This window comes from Oceanobacter kriegii DSM 6294, assembly GCF_000422845.1.
Lineage (GTDB): Bacteria > Pseudomonadota > Gammaproteobacteria > Pseudomonadales > Oceanobacteraceae > Oceanobacter > Oceanobacter kriegii.
This window is the reverse complement of record NZ_AUGV01000004.1, coordinates 264,975-287,473: the sequence shown is the minus strand read 5'-3', so window position 1 is coordinate 287,473 and position 22,499 is coordinate 264,975. Positions and strand designations below refer to the sequence as shown.

Below are 22,499 nucleotides of genomic sequence, written 5' to 3'. Positions count from 1 at the left end.
TAGATAGATTTAAGCTATTGATACGGATGGAAGACGTTAAGATGCCATGGCTCGAACAAGCCACAGGGATCGATAGAAAGCGATGGGCAAACGTAAGAGATGGCAATGCAAAAATGCTTGCGTCCGAAATCCAAGCTTTAGGGGCAATATGGCCGGATTACGCATACTGGATAGCGACAGGCCTTGAGTTACCTGAAGCTGGGCAGGTAAGTCCAATGACCAAAAAGGCTCATGAACTCTCAAAGACAGCCCCCGGGGCTGGCTAGTAGCTAAACGTGTTGCCGAACGATGGACAGCGGCGACAACACGACAGGGAAGTTGTGATGAAGATACTGAATAAAAGCTCATTACTGGGCTTGTTCATTGTAATGATGGGTCAGCCTGTAGCAGCTGAAGACTTTGTAGAGGCATTGCAGGAACTCAACCAAGCGAAAGCCGATTGGTTTGTTAACGCATTCAAGCGATCCAAAGACCTGGATGAAGTCACAGAGACCATTCCTTTCCAGGGAATGCCCGTCACCTTTCGGCACCAGCATTGGAAAATTCCACACGAAAGCGTCTGCCGTGATGTATGGAATAACCAGAAGCAGTATGCGAAATGCACGATAGCTGCCAAGCAGCTGTTCGTTAGTCTGTGCAATACACCGCAATACAAACGAGCTTCAATAGAGAAGAGCAGATCAAGGATGTTTTGCAACACCGCAGAAACCTACCAGCCTGTTCAGACAACAGTTAAGCCCTCCGGATCGGCAGGGCAGATAAGCGGCAGGCAGATTACTGACGAGTGCAGACAGGCAAAGCTGGATGCTTTCATGAACCCAAGCACAAAAACTGCAAATTACAGAGATCAGGTGTGCAACTAGGGACGCATTCTTGTAGCTGGACAGAAGTAATCCGCACATTGCTCTGCCACGACAGAATACCTGGACTTATCTTCATACATGCGACAGCTTGCTTTAAAAACCCTCTGAGCATGAGCTCTGCAATCCCGATACTTCAGCGATCCACGTTTGTACTTGTAGCAGACGGTGTTTAAGTGGATTGACGCTGTTTTCTTGCTATACCGCCAATGGACAGGGGGACAATCCCTACCAACAGAGGGACATTCTACGTTCGCCCGGGGGCAAAGCTTATCTGTAAATGGGGTACTGTAAGCCGATGCTGACAGCGAAAAACTGCATAGCAAGAGCGTGAAGAGAAGGTGGTGAAAGGAAGCTTTCAGTAACTTGACCATGTTCGCTCCATCCGTGAAGTTTTAATAAGAGCCAAGTTACACGATTGTCAGGAAAATATCAGCATGTGTTGACGTTCAAGAAGAGAATCAACCTCGTTTTGATTCTTTATTTTCTTCTGAAATTAAGGCTGCCCAGTTGGTATTTCCCTTTTTCCGCTTATCAGAGTCTTTTGAAATCCTTGTGATTTTCTTTGCCTCTTTATTAGGGTTCTTATTCATGACTTCCATCCTTATTCACTTTTTTAAATAGTTTAAGCTCTTCGTCTGTAGGCAGATAACTATCTGGATCATTCTTTACTTGCTCTTCTATTTCCTCATCCGTGGTCCTGGAAACCCGGTCGTGATCAGTTTTTCCTTTGAGCTTTTTAAGATCTTCTTTGGAATAACGAACTATTTTTTCTTTCATGCTATACCTCGTTGAGAAAACAAACCTTTATCATATAGCTCTCGCTCTTTTTTATTGGCTCGACGAGCAGAGATTATGCGAATAACTTCCATTCCATCTTCATAAAATCGCTCAGTATAAATGACGAAGTATATGTTGAACTTGATTTTGCCAATAGTTTGATAACGAGTTTCACCGTAATCATTTCTCAAGTCTTTTACTTCTTGCCGCCTTGGATCATCCCATAGGTCAATCATGTCAATAAAGTCGATTTGTCTTTCGTTGAGGGTTTTTATTCTTTTGTTTTCATCCCATTCAAATTCCACCTTTGACTCCTTGTCCAAAAAACGTTCAGCAAAGAATCTCAGAAAACATAGGCTTTTTTTGAGAGTAAAGTCTCAGCTCAGAACAAAAAATCCCCTTTTAAAATACGTGTTACAGGGACGTATCTCTTGGGGCGTCCCGCCAGTCTGCGGCCCGCCCTGGTTCTTTCTCGCTGTTCGCTTGGCATCACCAGGGCGGGCCTTGCCTGTCGTCGGGCTTGCTCCCGGACTCGCTACGCTCGAAATCCTCAACAGGCAAAGGGTACAGCGTAAAGGGTACCTTACTTCGTTACGCGCTATGCGCCCTTGACTCTGTACCTGATCTTTCCCTGTTTCCGGGTTTTGAATCCTTCGCATCCCTGACGCAACCGGCAGCGGCTACGCCGGTGACACCGAGCAAGATCCAGATGAGCTAGGCAACAGCACCAAAGCTACGGTCACAAACCTGTCAAGGGTTCGCGCGCTGCGCGCGCCGCTTCGCGCCCCTGACAGCTTTTAGACCGTCAGCTAGGGGTAATCATGCCCAGCGCATCATAGGCGGTAGACACCGCATAGGGGAGGGAGTAACCAGCAACACCGAGCAGGAAGCGAAGCCTAATATACAGTGGTTGAACGCTAGTTAAGTTGTTGATTTATATAGGCTTGTTGTCGGCTCTATATTAGGCAATGCGGTATAAGTTGTTGATTTTTATAGAAAAGCCTTGCTGCATGGGGTGCAGGGGGTCGCGAGTTCGAATCCCGCCGTCCCGACCAAATTTTCCTTTTAAAATCAGCAGCTTAACTTTTTGCTGATCTTCCAGAACAGCCACTTCCTAATATTCCCGCCTAATATACAGTACTACCGTGTGGACTTGATTAGATCCGGTCTCTCATCGCCATATTCTGCGGTAACAGACATCTTAATGCCGTTGTAGGAGGGAATTTATTCCCGATGGCTGGTAGGTGCGCCTTGCGCACCCGAACGCAGAAAGGCCAGCGTCACTGTCAGCGGGAGCACGCCTGATTCATCATCAGACGGTTGTATTCGCTCTGCTTTTCAAAATAGGTTGAACGCCAAAACTTGCAGGTCTCGGCAATTTGTTGTCTGGCACTCTGCTCGCGTTGTTGCTTGGCGCGGGCGGCTTCGGCCTGCTTTTGTTGAATCGCTCTTTGCTTGCTCAGTTCTTGCTGACGTTGCTGGTTCTGAATGTTTGCCAGCCAGGCAGCCTGGCGCGCTTTCAGTTCTGCTTTCTTCTTGGCCTCAGTTCGCTCTTTTTGAATCGCTTCAGCCGCAACATTGGCGGTGTAAATGCCGATGGCCATATAGATCCCAGTCACAACGATTGAAGACAGTACCAAAGCAAAAAATAAGGCCAGAAAAAGTTTGAAGGGGGTCAGCGTCCGTTCCATTCAATACATCCTTTGTTTGAGTAGCCTCAAACATACCACGTGGCGATGACCTTGGACGCTTGTTGATCCGCTTCAAAGAGATTAATTGAATTTTACGCCAATCGAATTATTCCTCTGGGGCATCAATCTCTACCTTGGATTCCTTACTGTTTCCCCATTCATCTATTCGTAACTTTACAGAAATGTAAATAACACGGGCTTTTCACATCCGAGCGTCAAGGTAACGGGCCTTTCTTGCTGTGTGCATGTCGCTTTTATTTCAGCGCCAACAATCCGTCATCCGCAGGAAAGCGTTTTTTTGAGCTTATTCCCTACGGATCGAACGGTTTTTTGATGTTATGGCAATATTCACGCGTAAGGATCGACAGCGTTTTTTGATCAAACAGATCATGACCGGTATGGCCATTGTTGGGCCGGTACAGGCGGTCGCCTCTGAAATTCATAACGTGGAAGCGGTGATTCCTCCGCAGTGCTACACCAAGACCGAAGGGAAGTTTAACCCCTGTTATGTGTGCCACCAGACCCACCCCAAAGGCACTCGGGTGAATGCCATGGCGGATGGCGATATTCAGGGGGACTACAGCTTTTCTGATATCGGAGTAACGAATCAGTGGAGCAACCTGTTCAAGCCGCGTGCCGTTGAAATTGCTGCCATCACTGACGATGAGATTCTGGAGTATGTTCGTCAGGATAATTATAGCGACTTGTTGGCGCAGCAGGGCAGTGGCGCGTACCTGCCTGATTTGAAGAATTTACAGAACCCGGCCGATGCCTTTGATGAGCGTGGTCTGGCCCGCGACGGTTCGGGGTGGGTTGCCTTCAATTACAAGCCGGTTCCGAGCACGTTCTGGCCAACCAACGGTAATTTTGATGATGTGATTATCCGCTTGCCGGAAGCGTTCCGCACTGGTGCGAACGGGGATCACAGCGAGGCGATTTATTTCCTCAACCTGTCGTTGGTTGAGATGGCGATCAAGGACCTTGATCAAATATCGATTCCTGCGGTTGATGAGCGACAGCTGGCATTGGACCTGAATGGTGATGGCGAGCTGACGCGGGTGTTCAGCCTGTTGCGTCAGTCGAATTATCTGGGAGCTGCTTCCGACGTTGAGTTAAAGCGCCAGCAGTACCCGTTGGGAACGGAATTCTTGCATACGGTTCGATATCTCGACCTTGCTGCCGATGGTTCTATTCAGCCGTCCCGTCGGATGAAAGAGGTACGTTACAGCCGTAAGTACAAGATGCTCTCGGAGGTGGCGACACGCTACGCGTTTAACATGGAGCATCGGGAAAAGGCCGAGGGCAAGTTGCCTGCCTACTCCTGGAATCAGCCTGCCACCCAAGCCGGAATGAACAACAAGCAAGGCTGGGTTGTACAAGGCTGGATTGAGGATGAACACGGTGCTTTGCGATTGCAGAATCGTGAAGAGAATTTCTTTTGCATGGGGTGCCATACCACCATTGGCACCACCATCGACAGCAGTTTTGCATTTCCTCGTAAAGTCACCGGGGCTGCTGGTTGGGGCTATATCAACCTCAAGGGGATGCAGGATGCGCCGAGTCAGGGTGAAACCCTCGGCGAGTACCTTACCTACCTTGAACGGGTCGGCGGTGGTGATGAATTCCGCCAGAATCAGGAAATGATCGGTCGTTGGTTCCATGCTGACGGTCAGGTTAAACGTGAAGCGGTGCAAGCCGCTGATGTACACACTCTTATTACTCCCTCCACGCAACGGGCTTTGCAGCTGAACAAGGCGTATCAGCGCATCGTTGCCGAACAATCCTTTTTCCTTGGACGAGATGCCGTGCTCGGTAATCCGGTCAACGTTTATAGCGAAGTTGATCAGGATAACGTCCCGGTTTTGCCAGCCAGTCGTCAGTTCCACTATGACCTTCGCCTCGATTGGACGGCGAAGTCATCTGTGTCGAGCACGTTGACGGCCAGCAAGCAGGAATCGAACAAAGCGTCAGTGACCAATCTGGTTGTCGCCACTCTGGATGACGACTCCGGCCGCTCTGGTGGTGCCCTGTCCCCATGGATGGCCGTACTGATGATGTTTTGTGTGATGGTGCTGCGGCGGCGGTGAATGCCGCTGGCTGTGCACCTTGAGCAACGATTCCAAAAAACCAAAAGGAAAGAGGGAGTTCACATGTCCAAAGCAACCGTACATGGGTTGCCGGAGTCTCTGGTGCCAATGACCAAGCAGCTGTTGTCTGCTGTGATGGTCGTTGCATCCTTGACGATGGCAGGCTGTGGTGTCTTTGATGACGATAAAGAAAGCAGCTCTGGTAGTGCGGATAACAATAGCAATAACAATGGCAACACCGACTCAAATACTGACAACGGCTCAGATACAGGCTCAGACACAGACAACAGCCCTGAAGCGGCGCGTTACATCAAGCTGTTCGAGGATGACTTTGAATCTGGCTCCATGAGCAAGTGGGCCGTCGTTAATGTAAACGACGGCAGCAACGAGTGGCATGTGGAATCCTACGCCGGTGACCAGTTTGCCGTTGCCAACTGTTATGGCAGCTCGGACGCTTGTGATACCTGGATGATTTCACCAGCGCTGGACGTTACCAACTTCGAAAGCCTGTTGGTTAGCTTCAACTCAGCCTGGAACTACGGCACAGGCACCGACCAGATTGCGCTGAAGGTTTCCAGCGATTATGCCGGTGATGTTGCTGCGGCTACCTGGACCGATGTTTCTGATCGTGCGACCTGGTCTGACGGCGCATTCAACTTTGTGGATTCTGGCGATGTCGACCTTACCGACATGGTTGGTCAGCCAATCGTTCTTGCGTTTCACTATGCTTACCCGGTGGCAGATGCGACCAAATGGGAAATTGATGATGTCGTGATTGACGGTTACGGCACCGGCGACTTCCCGCTGTCTGCGGAAGTTAACCTGGGTGACGGTCCTTTCTATGTGGATCGGGCAATTACCTTTAACGGTGCTGCATCCAACGGCGCTGGTGAACCTTATACCTTCAGCTGGAATTTTGGCGATGGTGAAACCTCGTCAGAAGAGACACCAGACCACACATTCAGCGCATCTGGCAGCTATGAAGTGGTTCTGACCGTAACCGATTCCGCAGGTAATGCAGAGTCTGTTTCTAGCTATCTGGATGTGATTCCACAAACCACGTTCACCGTTGCTGAAAAAGCCTCGGGCGATCTGCGTGTTGCAACCTTCAATGCTGGCTTCGACAAGCAGAGTGCTGTGGGTGAGCAGGAAGCAACCTTTGCCGATGGCGAATACGTTCAGGCCCGGAAAGTGGCTGAAATTATTCAGCGTGCTAACCCGGATATCCTGCTGTTGAACGAAATTGACGGCAACGACGACGGTGCCACGGTAAACACCTTCAACAGTGCTTACCTGCAAGTTGCCCAAGCCGATGACATTGCTGCCATCAGCTATCCATACGTTTACTACGGCGATAATGGCAACACCAATTACTGCAATACGGGCGCGCCAATCGAAGAATCCGTTGATGTTGATTACAACAAGGACGGCGATTCCGATGACCCGGAAGACCGCTATGGGTTTGGTAACTACAACGGTCAGTACTGCATGGCGATCTTCTCGAAGTACCCGATCGACGAAGCCAATATTCGTACCTTCCAGGAATTCAAATGGGCCGATATGCCGGATTACCTGGTGCCGACCACCAGCGATGGTAACTGGTACAGCGATGACGAAATGTCGGTATTCCGCCTGTCTTCGAAAACCCATATGGACGTTCCAGTCAACGTTGATGGCACGGTGGTTCACGTACTGGCGACCCACCCAACACCGCCAAGCTTCGATGGCGACGAAGACCGTAACGGCATGCGTAACCACGATGAAATTCGTCTGTTTGCGGATTACATCAACCCGGAAAGCACTTACCTGTACGACGATCAGGGCAACACGGGCGTCAGCCTGACGGCCGATAGTCGTTTCGTGATTGTGGGTGACCTTAATGCGTCAGCCAAAGAAGGGGATGCCTACACGCTGGATGGCGTACGCGCGATTGAACAGCTGACACTGAGCGAGCTGGTGAATCCGAACCTGCACGAAGACAGCAATACCTTCCAGGTACCAACGTCTGCGGCTGGCTTCGAAAATGCTTCTGACAGCATTTACGCCTCTACTCACACTGCCGGTTGGGCGATGCGTGCTGACTACGTACTGCCATCTGCATTTGGTCTGGAAATTTCTCAGGGCGGCGTATTCTGGCCACGGGAATCGGACGACCTCAGCTACCTGATTACCGCAGCCAATGCCGATGACATGGAAAGCTCTGACCACCGCATGGTGTGGATGGACCTGACCATCACAGACGGCACCGTGGTGGATGAAAGTACTGAACAGCCAGCGGCTGAAGAAATCGTGTTCAGCGATGACTTCAAGTCCGGCTTCGATAACGTCACTTTGGTGGACAACGGCGACGCTGCCGAGGGGTGGGAATCGTCTTCCAGCTACGGCGCGGTTGTGAGCTGCTTTAACGGCACGGAAAACTGCGACGACTGGCTGATCGTGCCAGCTACTCTCGATGCCGACGCTGAATATGCACTGAGCTTTGAGTCCGCCTACAACTACGGTTCTGACCCGCTGGGCCAGATCAAGCTGCTGATCTCTACCAACTTCACCGGTGACGTTGCTGCAGCAAGCTGGGCTGACCTGTCCGATCAGGTGACCTGGTCTTCCGGCAGCTGGGCGTTTGTCGATTCCGGCGACATTGATCTGTCAGCCTATGCGGGCGAATCGGTTCATATCGCTTTCCAGTACAGCAGCGCTTCTGGTTCTGACGCGGCGACCTGGGAAATCACCAATTTTGAACTGGTGAAGCAGGTGGTAGCTACCGCGGACGAAGTGGTTTTCTCTGACGACTTCAAGTCCGGTCTGGATAGCCACGATGTCGTGAGCCTAAACGATGATGGTCAGGACTGGACGTCCGACGCTGGTTACGGTGCCAAGGTAAGCTGTTTTCATGGCACGGCGGCCTGTGATGACTGGCTGATTGTGACCGAATCACTGGATGCGGGTGCCGACTATGTTCTGAACTTTGAGTCAGCCTACAACTACGGCAACGACCCGCTGAGTCAGATCAAGCTGCTGATCTCTACCGATTACGCGGGTGATGTTGCTACCGCTAACTGGACTGATCTTTCCGATCAGGTGACCTGGTCTACTGGTAGCTGGGCATTTGTGGAATCCGGCGATATCAGTCTGTCTGCTTACGCGGGCCAGGCTATTCACATTGCTTTCCAGTACACCAGTGCCGCAGGCGGCGATGCCGCGACCTGGGAAATCACCAACCTGACCATTACCAGGCTGGGTAACGGTGTGCCGGTTGTTGAAGACACCACAGGTGGAACCGTGTTGGCCGACAGTGCGCCAGCCGCAACCCTGAACAACGTGAACCTGCGTACCGAAGGCGCACTTGCGTTTGAAGAAGTGGCAGTGCCAGCGGCAGATTCCGCGGAAAGCTTTCAGGTGGTTGGTTCTTCTGGCCTGACGGTGGACGGTATTGCACTGGCCGATTCCGGCTATAAAACGCTGGTGAAGTCCGGTGACCTGATCGACGGTAATGTCTACGCCCAGGTGAAAGACAGCGCCGGTTCAGACCTGTTTGTGTCCAACTACAACGAGTTCAGCTCCATTCTGCCAATCGACGATCGTATCTTTGCGGTCAGCCAGTTCGAGAACATCCCGGGTGGTATGCACCTGATGGAACTGACTCAGGACACCACCACCGGTGTACTGACGCCAATTTCTACCGAGGCGCTGGACTTCTCCCATGTTCACGGTGGCTACAACCACTGTGCCGCCATGGTGACTCCATGGAACACGCACATGGCCGCAGAAGAGTATGAGCCAAACGCCCGTGCCCGTAACGCCGCGACCGGTTCCATCGACAGCTACTACGATCCCATTGCCGATTACCATGCCGACCTGAGCCTGGTACAGGTAAACCCGTACTGGTACGGCTACCCGGTTGAAGTCGCGGTCAACGTTGACGGTACCGATGTGACGACTGAGATCACCAAGCACTATGCGGTGGCCCGTGTATCCATCGAAGTGCCTTACGTAATGCCAGACCGCAAGACCATGTACCTGACCGACGACCAATCCACCGGCGGTGGTCTGTACATGTTTGTTGCCGATGAAGCGGAAGACATGTCTGCCGGTACTCTCTATGCCATGAAATGGAATCAGACCGATGCCGGTTCTGACGACAATGCCGGTATGGGCGCTGCGGATATCGAGTGGATCAATCTGGGTCACGCCACCAACGAAGAAATCTCAGCCTATGTGAACGGTGATGCGCCACTGGCCTTCGCCGATATGTTTGATGCCATTGATCCAGCCGACGGGCAGTGTGCGCTGGGCTACACCAGCATCAACTTCCTCGGCGAGCAGGAGTGCCTGAAGCTGAACAGTGGCATGGAACAGGCGGCTTCCCGTCTGGAAACCCGTCGCTATGCCGCTTACATGGGCGCGACAGTGGAAATGGCCAAGGAAGAAGGTTTCACCTACAACCCGCATAACCACAAGATCTACCTGGCAACCACCAACGTGGTTCGCGGCATGCTGAATGGCTCGAACGAAACCGGTGGTCCAAACCACATGCAGCTGCAGTCCAACATGTGTGGCGGCATTTATGAAATGTCGCTGGGCAGCAACGAGGAAATGGGTTCCGAGTATGTGATCGGTGCTGCTCGTGGCGAAGTCGCTGGTATTGTAGAAGGCTCCAGCTGTTCTGTTGACGGCCTGGCGGGTCCTGACAACGTTGCCTACGTTGGCTATGACACCCTGATCATCACCGAAGATACCGGTTACCACGACAACAACTTTGTCTGGGCCTATAACCTGCAAAGCAAAGCGCTGACCCGTATTCTGTCCGCGCCGAGCGGCGCAGAAAACACCGGTCCGTACATGTTCAACCAGATCAACGGTTTTGCTTACATCACCAACGTAGTGCAGCACCCGGCCGGTGAATCGGTTGATCCTTCGGCTGGTAACGAGGCGGAACTGGGGTACTTTGGCCCGATTCCTCTGACAGCTGACTGACAACCACCGATGTCAGCCTGAAAACCGCAGTTATGTGCTGCGGTTTTTCTTGAACCTGCTGTTTTTGTCATGAGTACACTGAAAAAATCTCTCCTTTTTATGATCTTTTACAGTGCACCTTACCATTTTGTGTGCTTCTTCATTGAGCATCAAAAAGCTGCCTGTCAGCATCATCAGATCAATATCCGAACAGAACTTATTTTTTTCACGTTTTTTTGCTTTCAAGCAGAAATTTTCCGGAGATGATTTTAAGTTGTTGAATTTAAATGACTAATTTTATTTCTGTTGCCGTATTTAATCGAAAAAATCCGCCATTGGCCCGCTTGGCACCAGCTCTGCAACTACCGATTACATGTTTTCTCAACAAGCGTTTGAACGAATGCATGGCCCGATTCGACCGACCCTTGTTGAATTCATTGAATCGAAGCCAAACCGACAGATAGCACACGTAAGGCAAGCAAAATAAGGTGTGTACGTCTTTTCCCGGTGAGGCTTTAAATCATAGATAAATGCCGAGGAAGATCAGATGCTGAAGAAAGTCTTGTGGACCACGATCGCTTTTCTGGGAATGCAAACCGCTGCGGCCAATGCCGGTGAAGCCATGAATCTTAACCTGTGTGGCGGTAGCCCTAATGGCCTCTGGAGCCTGCTGGGTGTTGGACTGGATCGTGCCGTGAAGGCGGATAACCCGGAATCCAGTGTGACCTATCAAACTTCTTCCGGCGGCTTTGCCAACATCATGCAGATCAAGAAAGGCGCCTGTGACCTTGGCATTGTGCATCTCGGTGAAGCCAGTCTGGCGTGGGATGGCAAACCGCCGTTCCGCAGTGCCGAGCAGGAGTTCGGTGTGGTGGGCGTGTTGTACAACTGGGCGCCAACCCAATGGGTTATGACCAGGGACTTTGCCGACAAATATGGCATCAGCTCGCTGGAAGACCTGGCCAGTAAAAAGCCACCGGTGCGCATCGTTATGAACCGCAAGGGCATCCTGCCGTCGATCGTGGCTGAGGATGAACTGAAGTCATTGGGTGTCAGCGTTGATGATATCGAAGACTGGGGTGGCAGTGTGGTGAACCAGGGTTCTTCTGTCGCGTCCGAGCTGATTCAGAACCGTCGGGCGGATATGTGGGTGAACCAGACCTTTGTTGGCAGTTCTGCTATTCGTTCGATGTCTGAAAACATGGACATGCAGCTGCTGGAAGTACCGCCAGCTGTGGTTGCTGCAATGGCTGCCAAATACGGCGATACGCCATTCACTATTCCTTCAGGTGCCTACCCATGGTTGAGCAAGGACATCACCAGTAACGCCGCGACCGCCATGGTCGTGGCTTCCAGCAAGATGGATCCGAAGGTGGTAGAGCAGCTGACCAATGCCATGATCGAGCACATCGACCTGATTCAGGGCGTGCATTCGGCGATGGGCAAACTGACTCCGCAAATTCTCAATTCCCAGAACAAACTGGCGTATCTGCCGGGTGCGGTGTTGGCCTATAAAAAGCATGACCTGCTGGTAGCCGCCGAATAATTCAACCCTGTAAACGGAGTGATGCTTTGAGTATTTCAACATCGCTGGGTGTTGCTCTGCTTTCTACGGGAGACCGTAGAAAGCCAGAGGGCTACCTTGGAAAATTTATCGCCATATATGGCTTTATGATTGCCTTATGGGTGTTGTGGTCGACGATATTTTCAACATCTGACGTATTGATGCTGACGATCGTATATTTAACCCAAATGCTGGTGTTGGTATTTCTGGTGTTTTCCTCCGGTCATGTCAATGCCTCTGATAAACCTACAATAATGGACTATACCCTTTCATTATTGTCGTTCGGCAGTTCGGTTTTCTTTTTGGTGAATATGGATTCACTGGCCGATCGAATCAGTTTGTTAACCCCGTTGACTGATATGGAATTTGGCGTTGGTGTTGTAGTGTCGCTGGTCACACTTGAGGCTACCCGTCGCACTGTAGGGCTAGGGCTGACGCTGATTGCCGGGGCATTTATTGTATATAACCTGTTTGGGCATTTGATCGATGGTGAATTTGGCCACGGTTATATTTCACTGGCCGATTTTATCGATATCAATATTTACACCAGTGATGGCCTGTTTGGTGTGCCGGTACGTGTAGCAGCCACATATGCTTTCCTGTTCGTGATGTTTGGTACCTTTCTGGAAGCCGTCAAAGGTGGCGACTTCTTTTTCCGTCTGGCGTCCCGTCTGACCGGGCGTTCGGTGGGTGGGCCTGCCAAGGTAGCAATTATTTCTTCCGGCTTGTTTGGCACGGTTTCCGGTAGCCCAACGGCCGATGTGGTGACCACTGGTTCGGTGACGATTCCCTTGATGCGCCGTCTGGGGTTTTCGAAAGATCTGGCTTCCGGAATTGAAGTGTCGGCGTCCACCGGTGGTAGTTTGTTGCCGCCGATCATGGGCTCTGTGGCCTTTATCATGGCTGAGTACACCGGGCTGGCCTACAACGAGATCATCATTGCCTCGCTGATTCCGGCAATTCTTTATTACATCGGCGTGTATGTGCAGGTGCATCTGTATTGCCTAGCCCACGGTGTGGCGAACCCGGATGGCGACGAAATACCGGGCTGGAAAGAGGTGTTTGAAGGCTCCTGGATGTTTCTGGTGCCCTTTATGGCGATGGTGATTCCGCTGGTGGCGGGCTATTCGCCAACCTTTGTCGCGGTGTTTGGTATTGCAGCCATCATGGTGGTGTCGCAGGTTCCGGGAAAGTGTCGGGTACCAGTAAAAACCCTGATGCAGAGTTTTCCGACCGCAACAATTCGTATGGTCGGTGTGACAGCCGCGTGTGCTTCTGCGGGCCTGGTTATTGGTGGAATCACCATGACCGGATTGGGTACCAAGTTTTCGTCGCTGATCCTGATGTTGGCCGGTGATAGCCAATTGATGACGCTGGTATTGAGCGCCATTGTGACCATTATTCTTGGTATGGGAATGCCAACCCCAAGTGCCTATATCCTGGCCGCGGTACTGGTGGGGCCGACGCTGGTCAATCATATGGATTTGCCCATTATGTCAGCGCACCTGTTTATTCTGTATTACGCCGTATTGTCAGCGATGACCCCGCCGGTGGCAGTGGCAGCTTATGCCGCAGCCGGTTTGTGTCATGGTAATCCGATTACCATTGCAGTAACGGCGGTACGTTTGTCAGTAATTGCTTTTGTATTCCCGTTCTCGTTTATCTATAACCCGGGAGTATTGCTTGAAGGCTCATTAATTGAATGTGTTTTTGCCATTATTCAGGCCCTGTTCGCCACAGTATTTATAGCCATCGCAGCGGAAGGGTATTTCTCGTTCCGAATCAATAATCCTATCCGCTTGGTTATCCTGTGTTGTGGGCTGTCATTGCTGGCGCCCGGGCACATATATTCAATTATTCCGGTAATCCTGGTAGTGGCTCTTTTGGCTGCTATAAAAAAAGACAAGGCTGGCTTGTTAGTCAAGCCTGTTTGAACTTATATCAAAAAATCTGTTTTAAATAACGAGGTACTATTATGTCTGTTTCCAACAAACCTGTTGCATGGCCACTGGATCCACTGGTTCTGGACGATCAAATTCGTGCCTTCCTGCGCGAAGATATCGGCTATTTCGATCTGACCGCTACCTTGCTGGTGGATCAGGAACTGCAGGGCGATTTCTATATGAACGCCCGTGAGCCAATGACGGTTGCCGGTATTGCTGCTGCCGCTCGGGTGTTCAGCTTCTACGATCCAACACTGGAAGTAGAGCAGCTGGTGAAGGATGGTGACCAGGTTCAGAAAGGCGACATCCTGCTGAAAATCCGCGGATGTGCCCGCAGCATTCTTACCGCCGAACGGGTGTCGCTGAACCTGTGTCAGCACCTGTCGGGTATCGCCACCGTTGCTGCAACCTACGTGAAGGAAATTGAAGGCACCAAGGCCCAATTGATCGATTCCCGTAAAACCACGCCGGGTCTGCGGGCAATGGAAAAACACGCGGTGGCGTGTGGTGGCGGTCGTAACCACCGTCTTGGTTTGGATAACGGCATCATGCTGAAAGACAACCACATTGCCGTATGTGGCAGCATCACTGCCGCGGTTGTGCGCGCAAAGGCATCCGTTCCCGTGCTGACCAAGGTGGAAGTGGAGTGTGACCGTCTCGATCAGGTTGAGGAAGCGCTGGCGGCCAAAGCCGACGTCATCATGCTGGACAACATGTCTGTTGAAGATATGAAAAAAGCGGTTGAGCTGGTGAACGGCAAGATTCTGCTGGAAGCGTCGGGTGGTGTGCGTCTGGAAACCATTCGCACCATTGCCGAGACCGGTGTTGATTTCATTTCGGTAGGCCGTATTACCCAATCTTCACCTGCTCTGGACATCGGTCTGGATGAAGCGGAGTAACTGATGATGAGTAACCAGACCGCCCAGCCAGAGGGCATGCTCGTTCTGGTGGTCGGCCCCAGTGGGGTCGGCAAGGACACTCTGATTGACCTGGCTATGCAGCGTTTGCATGCCCATCTGGTCAGCCGTGCAATGCGTATTGTCAGTCGCCCGGCGGATGCTGGCGGTGAGGATCATATTGCCGTCACCGAGAGTGAGTTTGTCCAGTGGCAGGAGTCGGGACGGTTACTTATTTCCTGGCAGGCCCATGGCTTGTGCTATGGCCTGCAGGCTGATATTCGGGATCGCATCAAGCGTGGCGAAACCGTCATTGCCAATGTTTCCCGCAAGGTAATCGGCGACCTGGTCGGCATGGGTTTGCCGGTCAGTCTGATCGAGATTACCGCCTCGAAAGAGGTGTTGAAACAACGTCTGATCGAACGTGGTCGTGAGTCGATGGAGCAAATCCAGCGTCGCCTTAGTAGCCTGGAGTGGGACATTCCGCAAGATATTCCGTTTGTTCGGGTGGTTAACGACAAAACCCTTGAGCACGGCATCAACCGTTTTATTGATGCGCTCAGCAGCTTCTGGGGCAACGAAACCAAAACCCGCACGCTCGAAATGACTGCCGGTTACCGGCTGGCCTGCGTGATTCAGCCTGACAGCCCGTTTGCCCGCATGATTGCCGATCCGGAAAACCCGCGGCTCGAGCTGACCTTTATGAATCAGCATCGGGTATTCGACGTGATCATTTCTGATGCTGTGGCGTTGAAGACCGACCAGGTCGGAATTCTGGCCAGCTCCTACGCTGTGCTTGGCTTCGATCACAAGGTCAAGGTGACGGTATCCGAGCCGTCCTACCCGCAAGGGCTGGCGCTACTGAAACAGAAGATCAAAGGCCAGTCGCTAACCGAAGATGAGTACTTCGCGGTTATCAGTGACATCAATGAAAACCGTATCAGTGAAGGTGCCGCCTGTGCTTTCCTGACGGCGTTGTCGAACGATTTGTCAGATGCGGAACTGAGTGATCTGACCCGCGCCCGTTCACGCTTTTCCAGCGTCATTAACTGGAACCTGCCGGTGGTGGTCGACAAGCACTCGATGGGTGGTTTGCCTGGCAGCCGGGTCAGTTTGATCATTATTCCGATCATTGCAGCACTGGGGCTGAAAATTCCCAAGGCGTCGTCGAAGGCGATCACCTCCCCAGCAGGTACGGCAGATACCATGGCCTTGTTTGCTGACGTTGATCTGTCAGCGCGACAGGTACAAAAGGTGGTCGACGAGCATAATGGCTGTGTGGTCTGGAACGGCCGTATCAGTCATACCCTGTTCGATGATTTCACCAATGCCATGATCCGGCCGCTGGATCTTGATTCCGCCAAGATGAGTGTGGCGTCGATCCTGTCGAAAAAACTGGCTGCCGGGATTACCCATCTGGTGATCGATTTACCGGTGGGGCCGAACGTCAAGCTCAAGACCATGGCTGAAGCTGAACGCCTGAAAGGCCTGTTTGAATCCGTAGGTGCCGCGTTGGGCATCGAGGTCGATGCTATTTTGACCGACGGCAACCATCCGGTGGGGCGCGGTGTTGGTCCGGCACTCGAAGCCCGCGACATTATCGAAGTGCTCAACAACAAGAAAACCGCGCCCAAAGACCTGCGTGACAAAGCGCTGTTGTTTGCCGGACGGCTGTTGGAAATGTCTGGTAAGGCAGCGCCAGGACAAGGGCAAGCACTGGCGCTGGAAACCCTCAAGTCCGGAGCGGCAGCCCGCAAATTTCTGGAAATTTGCCGGGCTCAGGGCAAGCGTAAGGTGCTGCCTGCACCGGAGGATCGCTACATCGATGTACTGGCTGATGTCGACGGTGAAGTGGATGCCTTTGATGTCTGGCGTATTAACAGCATTGCCCGCTATGCCGGGGCGCCCGCCAACCCGAGAGCAGGCATCGAACTGCATGTTGAGCTCGGCAGTCAGGTGCAAAAAGGCGATCTGTTATTCCGGGTGTACTTTGGTCAGGTCCGGGACGCTAAAGAGATGGCTGACGACGTTTATCGCTATAGCGGCGTCTCGGTGCACCCGGGTCGGTCGCAGCTGGCAAGCTAAACAAATTCAGCTATCTACACAGGTTTTGCCATAGCGTATTGCCGCTACCCTTGGGTAGCGGCTTTTTTGTTTGCTTTCTATGTTCCCTTTAGTACTTCCTTTTCAACCCGCTTTGCCACTCCCTTGGCCACTGGCCAATCATTTCCTGCCGCTGGTAAAAGTGGCGGCAATTTGCCGTTTTGGCTTGCCACTCATCTTGAGACTATATCCAAGCTACTGATAAATAAGCATATTTTTATTTGGCACGGCGGTTGCTGTATTCACTGCAAGTTAAGTTTCGACTGTGGTAACGGCAATGGCGGCAATCAGTTTCAACAATGCACTCGGTGTTCATGACGATGCTCTGCAACTTCGTGCCAAGCGGGCAGAGGTGCTGGCGAATAACCTCGCTAACGCCGATACCCCGGGATACAAGGCGCGGGATTTTGATTTTCAGTCAGCATTGGATGCGGCGGTTGAAAACGGCAATGTGGGCACCGCCCAGCAAACCAGTCTGACGCTGGAGCGTACCAACAGCGGCCATTTGGCCGGATCGGGTACCGGTTCAATGGATGAAAGCCTGCTGTACCGCAATCCAATGCAGCCTGCGCTCGATGGCAACACGGTCGATTCGCAGCTGGAATCGGCGCTCTACGCCAAAAACAGCATCGATTACAACGCTTCCTTTGAGTTCCTGAACAGCAAGATCACAGGTCTCAAAGGCGCCATCCGGGGAGAATAATCATGTCATTAACCAATGTGTTTGATATCGCCGGTTCTGGCATGAGTGCCCAGTCGGTGCGTTTGAATACCACAGCTTCCAACCTGGCTAACGCGGAAAGTGCCTCCAGCTCGGTGGATGAAACCTACCGCGCTCGCAAGCCCTGGTTTGCGGTGATGCAACAAGAAGAGCTGAAGCTGAATGAAGACGGCCAGTTCAGCGGCATGGACGACGGTATCGGCGTTGGGGTGCAGGTGCTGGGTATTGTCGAGAAAGACTCACCACTGCAAGCCCGCTTTCAGCCGGATCACCCCATGGCCAACGAAGACGGTTATGTCTATTACCCCAACGTTAACGTGGTAGAGGAAATGACCGACATGATGTCGTCTTCCCGCAGCTATCAGATGAACGTAGAGGTGATGAAAACCGCCAAGCAAATGCTTACCCGTACGCTGACGCTGGGCCAGTAAGGAGGTTTTCATGTCCACCATTGATACAACCACCACCTCGTCTTCGGTACTGGATCAGTACAAGGCTTCGACCGATTCCGGTACGGGCACCTCCGATAACGAACTGGGACAGGACGCCTTTCTGGAGCTGATGGTTGCTCAGTTGAACAACCAGAACCCGCTCGACCCCATGGACAACCAGGCGTTTGTGGCACAGCTGGCGCAGTTCTCAACGGTTGAGGGCATCGACAACCTCAACACCACGGTTGAGACCATTTCGTCCGAGTTCTCATCTTTCTCCGCCTTGCAGGCCTCCAGCATGGTTGGCCAGTCGGTGATTGTTGATGGCAACACCAGCGGTGTGCTGCGCGATGGTGGCACCCTGAGTGGCTATACCGAGCTGGAAGAAAGCGCCACTGACCTGAGCCTTGCGGTGTACGACAGCAGCGGTCAGTTACTGGAACAGTATGACATTGGCACGCACGCCTCTGGCGCCCTGTCGGTGGAGTGGGATGGCCTCAACCTCAGCGTCGATGGCGATGAGCTGAACAGCAGCGCCCTGAACCGGGATGAATATCTGACCGATGACAACGGCGAACTGATTCTGGACGACGACGGCAACCCGCAACTGGTGCCTTACGAAGCCGGTGAATACCAGTTTGTACTGACGGGCACTATCGACGGTACAACCGAACAGGTTGATATGAACATGAGTACCCGGGTAGAGAGCGTGACGTTGGCTTCCAGCGGCACCGTTACCCTTAATTTGACCGGCGGTCAGACAGCCAGCATGTCTGATATCAGCCAGGTTCTCGAAGACTAACGCACGACAGGTATCAAGAGGAATTCGTCATGGCTTTTAACATTGGTTTGAGCGGTATTAACGCGGCGTCTACCGACCTGTCGGTCACCGGTAACAACATCGCCAACGCCAGCACTACCGGCTTTAAGGAATCGCGGGCGGAGTTTGGCGACGTCTACACCAACTCGCTGCTGGGCAGTGGCAGTGCGGCAGTGGGCAGTGGTGTATCGGTTGCGGATGTGGCGCAAGAGTTCACCCAGGGCAGCATCAGTGCCACTGATAACACGTTGGACCTCGCCATCGATGGCAACGGCTTCTTTGTGTTGAACGACAACGGCTCACAAACTTACACCCGTTCGGGGGCGTACAACCTCGATGCCGATGGCTATGTCACCGCTAACAACGGCGCCGTGCTGCAAGGCTTTTTGGCCGATGAAAACGGCGAAATTGCCGGGGTACTGCAAGACCTTCAAATTGACGTAACCAGTCAGTCTCCACAGTTAACCAGCGACGTTCAGCTGGAAGTTAACCTCGACGCCAGCGAACCAATTTTGCAGGAGCTGGGCACCACAGTAGATACCACCGGTCTGGCGATTGGCGCAGTTGACGCCGGTATTCCTGAATCGACCTTTACTACCTTGTCCAGTGCCGGTCAGCCTATGACCGCTGGTACTGCCGCACGGGTGGGCTTTGCCACCGACCTCACCACGGTTGCAGCGGCCGGCTATGGCGCCATCAGCATGGATATTGATGTGGGTGACGGCTCTGGTGCCCAAACCATCACACTGGATGGCGTCGCGGCCGGTGGCTCCGTGGCTGATATTCTCAGCGATGTGCAAGGGGCTCTGGATGATGCCTTTGGCTCCCAGCAATTTACTGCCAGCCAGGGTACGGGCGGCGAGCTGGTGATTACCCGAGCGGGCTACGCCGCGACCAATGGCAGCGCGTTTACGCTCTCGAACACAGCCGCATTTGATGCTGCCTTTGGTGCCAGCGGGGCCGTCAGTGCCGGTACGCAGGGTAGCTTGCTGTTTGTTGGTGACACGCCACTGACCATTGATCTGTCGAACACCCCGGGTACTTCAACAACCACCCGTACCACTGCCACTCCGCCGCTGAATATTGTTGCCAGCGATGCCGGTGAACTGGCGGAATTGACTGCTGGCAGCATCATCGGTGCTCAGGATTTGAGTACCGCCAACGGCAACGTGCTGGCGTTCACCATTGCCACCGGTAACGGCTCCACCTACAACATCAACCTGTCCGAAGCCAGCTGGGCCTCCGCTGCTCCAGCCGACTATGCCAATGTGACAACCGCTGAGCTGGTGGCAGAAATCAACACCCAAATCGCGGCTCAAAGCGCCACACCGGATGTGAACGTGGTGAACAGCAGCGGCTTTATTTCATTCCAGGCTCAGGCTCCGGCAACCGAAGGTGATTACGTACAGCTGGCGGATAACACCGCAACGTCGAATGGCCTGAACCTGACGGATCTCGGCTTTTCTACCTCAAACCGCTACGACGGTGGTGAAGCCCCGGTTGATGCCAATAACGAATTCCAGATTGAAGTGACCAGTACCACGGGTAACACCGCTGGCCCATACACAATAACCATTCCACCAAACACCTATGCCGATCTGGATGATCTGGCCAACGCCATTCAGCAGCAGTTTGATCTGGTGATCGGTGCTAACGGCCTGGCCGATAACGTCAGCGTTGAAGCGGTGGGCGGTCAGTTGGTGTTTACCAATCTGGTCACCGGCTCCGGTGAGGGCATTGATATTACCGCTACCGGTACGGAGCCTCAGGCCGTTACTGAGCTGGGCTTTGACAGCCTGTACGCTGTGGCAGGTACCGATGCTATCGATCGCAGCAACAGCTTCCGTATTAACCTGACAGTGCCGCAGCCGGATGAAGAAGGTCGTTCCGGTTCTGTACTGATCTCGCTGGATCAGGAAATCAGCTCGGTGCAGGAGCTGGCTTCGGCCATTAATGCCCAGTTGAACAGCCAGGACTCCGACAGCTACATTGGCGTACAAGCCTACGCGGTGGAAGTAGAGCCAGCGACCACGCCAATCCAGTATCAGCTGGAACTGCGCGCCACAGATGCGGGCGAAGCCTCGACCATCAGCATCACCAACATTAATGCCTCAGGCAGTGACATTACCGATGCCGAGCTGTTTGCCCTGTTGCAGGTGGATGCCAGCGACGACACTCTGATGGTTGAAGGCATTGAGGGCGTTAACAACGGCTACCCCGAAACCATGGTGACCCTGACGAATCCGGAAGGGGAAGAAAGCATCATTACCATTCCGGAGTACAGTGCTGCCAACGAAATCGTCGCCTTGCTGAACGATGAGCCAGGGGTTACTGCTTCAGCAACCTCCACCGCCACTCTGACAGCAGCGGGCTACAACAGCCCAGGCAACGACATGACCATTACCCTCAATGGTCAGCAATTAACGTCAACTTCGCTGGAAGATCTGGCTGAAGAAATCAACGAATACACCGATACCTCGCTGCCGGGCTTTACTGCTGAAATCAACGCCGACGGCGATCTGGTCATCAACAGTGCCACAGGCCGTGATATTGATATCGAGATTTCTTCCAGCACCGATACCGACTCGCTGGTGATTGTCGGCTCGTCCACCACTGGCCCGCAGGTACTGGGTGGTAGCGCCGGTGCGGCCTCGGCTGCCACCATTGGCGGCACCGTGAATATCGTACTGAACGAAGGCTATAACCTGTCGAATCCGACGCCATCGGTATCGGGTATTTTTGGCACCCTCAATGCCTCTGAATACACCGAATACGCGCTGAACACCTTCGACCCGAACGATTCTGGCACCTATAACCATTCCACCTCGGTGACCATCTACGACAGTCAGGGTAACGACCATGTGATGACCCAGTACTTCGTACGTGAACCCGCCACCGACGAATCGTCCGACTCCCAGTGGGTTATGTACGTGACGGTGGATGGACAGAACGTGGGTGATCCGGATTCGACGCTGGATTACCCGGCTAACCAGCAAGCCACCATGGCCAGCTTCGATCTTTACTTCAACCAGGATGGTACCATCGATGAAGATGCCGTCGGTGAAATGTACATCACCAACTGGGACCCATTGGACAGCAACGGCGACCGTAACGGTGCCATCGGCTCAATGAATGTGCTGGAAGGCGGTCTGCCGCTGACCACCCCGGCCAACAGCTCCAACTTCCAGATCAGCCTGGAAGGCACCACCTTGTATGGCTCTGATTTTGCGGTTAACGAAGTGGATCAGAACGGTTACACCACCGGTCGTTTGAGTGGCCTGCAAATTGATGACGACGGCATTATCTTCGCCCAGTTCACCAATGGTCAGTCTGAGACCCTGGGGCAGGTGGCGTTGGCCAACTTCACCAACCCGGAAGGTTTGACCAAAGTGGGTGACACCGCCTGGGCGGAGTCATACTCGTCCGGCGTGCCAACCATTGGTGAGCCAAATACGGCTTCTTTGGGGCAGATTCAGTCGTCTGCGCTGGAAGATTCCAACGTCGATTTGTCGGAGGAACTGGTGCAGTTGATCATTGCCCAGCGTAACTTCCAGGCCAATGCCAAAACCATTGAAACGTCTGATCAGGTGACACAGGCCATCATCAACATCTGATTATCTCTATCTACCCATAAGTCAGACAGGGCTCAT

Annotated in this window: 16 protein-coding genes; 11 read left to right on the top strand and 5 right to left on the bottom strand. The window is 52.8% G+C overall.

The features are described 5' to 3' along the window. The first annotated feature begins 323 nt into the window (after window positions 1-323). Window positions 324-863, top strand: coding sequence for a hypothetical protein (locus G516_RS0104150; protein WP_028292595.1), 540 nt, complete (start codon window positions 324-326; stop codon window positions 861-863). 458 nt (window positions 864-1,321) lie between these two features. On the opposite strand, the gene G516_RS25140 is transcribed toward G516_RS0104150, so the two are convergent. The 5 genes from G516_RS25140 to G516_RS0104135 all read right to left on the bottom strand — a co-directional run bounded on the left by G516_RS25140 (window position 1,322) and on the right by G516_RS0104135 (window position 3,331). Then, window positions 1,322-1,453, bottom strand: a complete 132-nt coding sequence (locus tag G516_RS25140) for a hypothetical protein (RefSeq protein WP_281168005.1) — start codon at window positions 1,451-1,453, stop codon at window positions 1,322-1,324. Next, window positions 1,446-1,640: a hypothetical protein gene (locus G516_RS20985; RefSeq protein WP_036534354.1), complete on the bottom strand. Its 195-nt coding sequence runs from the start codon at window positions 1,638-1,640 to the stop codon at window positions 1,446-1,448. The genes G516_RS25140 and G516_RS20985 overlap by 8 nt, the downstream gene beginning before the upstream one ends. Then, entirely contained in the window at window positions 1,637-1,945 is a 309-nt protein-coding gene (locus G516_RS0104140; protein WP_028292594.1) for a BrnT family toxin, read from the bottom strand. The genes G516_RS20985 and G516_RS0104140 overlap by 4 nt, the downstream gene beginning before the upstream one ends. Before the next feature lie 656 nt (window positions 1,946-2,601). Next, the gene (locus tag G516_RS24585; protein WP_156878942.1) at window positions 2,602-2,751 is read right to left on the bottom strand and encodes a hypothetical protein; all 150 of its coding nucleotides are present in this window, start codon (window positions 2,749-2,751) and stop codon (window positions 2,602-2,604) included. Window positions 2,752-2,926: 175 nt separating this feature from the next. Further along, a complete protein-coding gene (locus tag G516_RS0104135) occupies window positions 2,927-3,331 on the bottom strand; it encodes a hypothetical protein (protein WP_028292593.1) in 405 nt (134 codons plus the stop codon). Between the two features lie 338 nt (window positions 3,332-3,669). Here G516_RS0104135 and G516_RS20980 point away from each other — a divergent pair, with 338 nt between their 5' ends. The 10 genes from G516_RS20980 to G516_RS0104080 all read left to right on the top strand — a co-directional run bounded on the left by G516_RS20980 (window position 3,670) and on the right by G516_RS0104080 (window position 22,463). Beyond that, entirely contained in the window at window positions 3,670-5,418 is a 1,749-nt protein-coding gene (locus G516_RS20980; protein ID WP_211225056.1) for a hypothetical protein, read from the top strand. 63 nt (window positions 5,419-5,481) lie between these two features. Continuing rightward, window positions 5,482-10,392: a DUF5017 domain-containing protein gene (locus G516_RS0104125; protein WP_211225055.1), complete on the top strand. Its 4,911-nt coding sequence runs from the start codon at window positions 5,482-5,484 to the stop codon at window positions 10,390-10,392. 526 nt (window positions 10,393-10,918) lie between these two features. Next, complete coding sequence (locus G516_RS20975; RefSeq protein WP_051218918.1) at window positions 10,919-11,917, top strand: TAXI family TRAP transporter solute-binding subunit; 999 nt, start codon at window positions 10,919-10,921, stop codon at window positions 11,915-11,917. A 26-nt stretch (window positions 11,918-11,943) separates the two neighbouring features. Next, window positions 11,944-13,869 (top strand): TRAP transporter permease, encoded by a 1,926-nt coding sequence (locus G516_RS0104110; protein WP_211225054.1) that lies wholly within the window; start codon window positions 11,944-11,946, stop codon window positions 13,867-13,869. Window positions 13,870-13,910: 41 nt separating this feature from the next. Continuing rightward, window positions 13,911-14,777, top strand: coding sequence for a carboxylating nicotinate-nucleotide diphosphorylase (gene nadC / locus G516_RS0104105; protein WP_036534348.1), 867 nt, complete (start codon window positions 13,911-13,913; stop codon window positions 14,775-14,777). 3 nt (window positions 14,778-14,780) lie between these two features. Further along, window positions 14,781-16,859 carry a phosphonate metabolism protein/1,5-bisphosphokinase (PRPP-forming) PhnN gene (gene phnN / locus G516_RS0104100; RefSeq protein WP_051218917.1) on the top strand — a complete coding sequence of 693 codons (2,079 nt, stop codon included), beginning with the start codon at window positions 14,781-14,783 and terminating at the stop codon, window positions 16,857-16,859. A gap of 295 nt (window positions 16,860-17,154) precedes the next feature. After that, on the top strand, window positions 17,155-17,580 hold the full coding sequence (gene flgB / locus G516_RS0104095) for a flagellar basal body rod protein FlgB (RefSeq protein ID WP_028292587.1): 426 nt from the start codon (window positions 17,155-17,157) through the stop codon (window positions 17,578-17,580). 2 nt (window positions 17,581-17,582) lie between these two features. Then, a complete protein-coding gene (gene flgC / locus G516_RS0104090; protein WP_028292586.1) occupies window positions 17,583-18,029 on the top strand; it encodes a flagellar basal body rod protein FlgC in 447 nt (148 codons plus the stop codon). 10 nt (window positions 18,030-18,039) lie between these two features. Next, window positions 18,040-18,831: a flagellar hook assembly protein FlgD gene (locus tag G516_RS0104085; protein WP_028292585.1), complete on the top strand. Its 792-nt coding sequence runs from the start codon at window positions 18,040-18,042 to the stop codon at window positions 18,829-18,831. A gap of 29 nt (window positions 18,832-18,860) precedes the next feature. After that, entirely contained in the window at window positions 18,861-22,463 is a 3,603-nt protein-coding gene (locus G516_RS0104080; RefSeq protein ID WP_028292584.1) for a flagellar hook-basal body complex protein, read from the top strand. The last annotated feature ends 36 nt before the right edge of the window (window positions 22,464-22,499 follow it).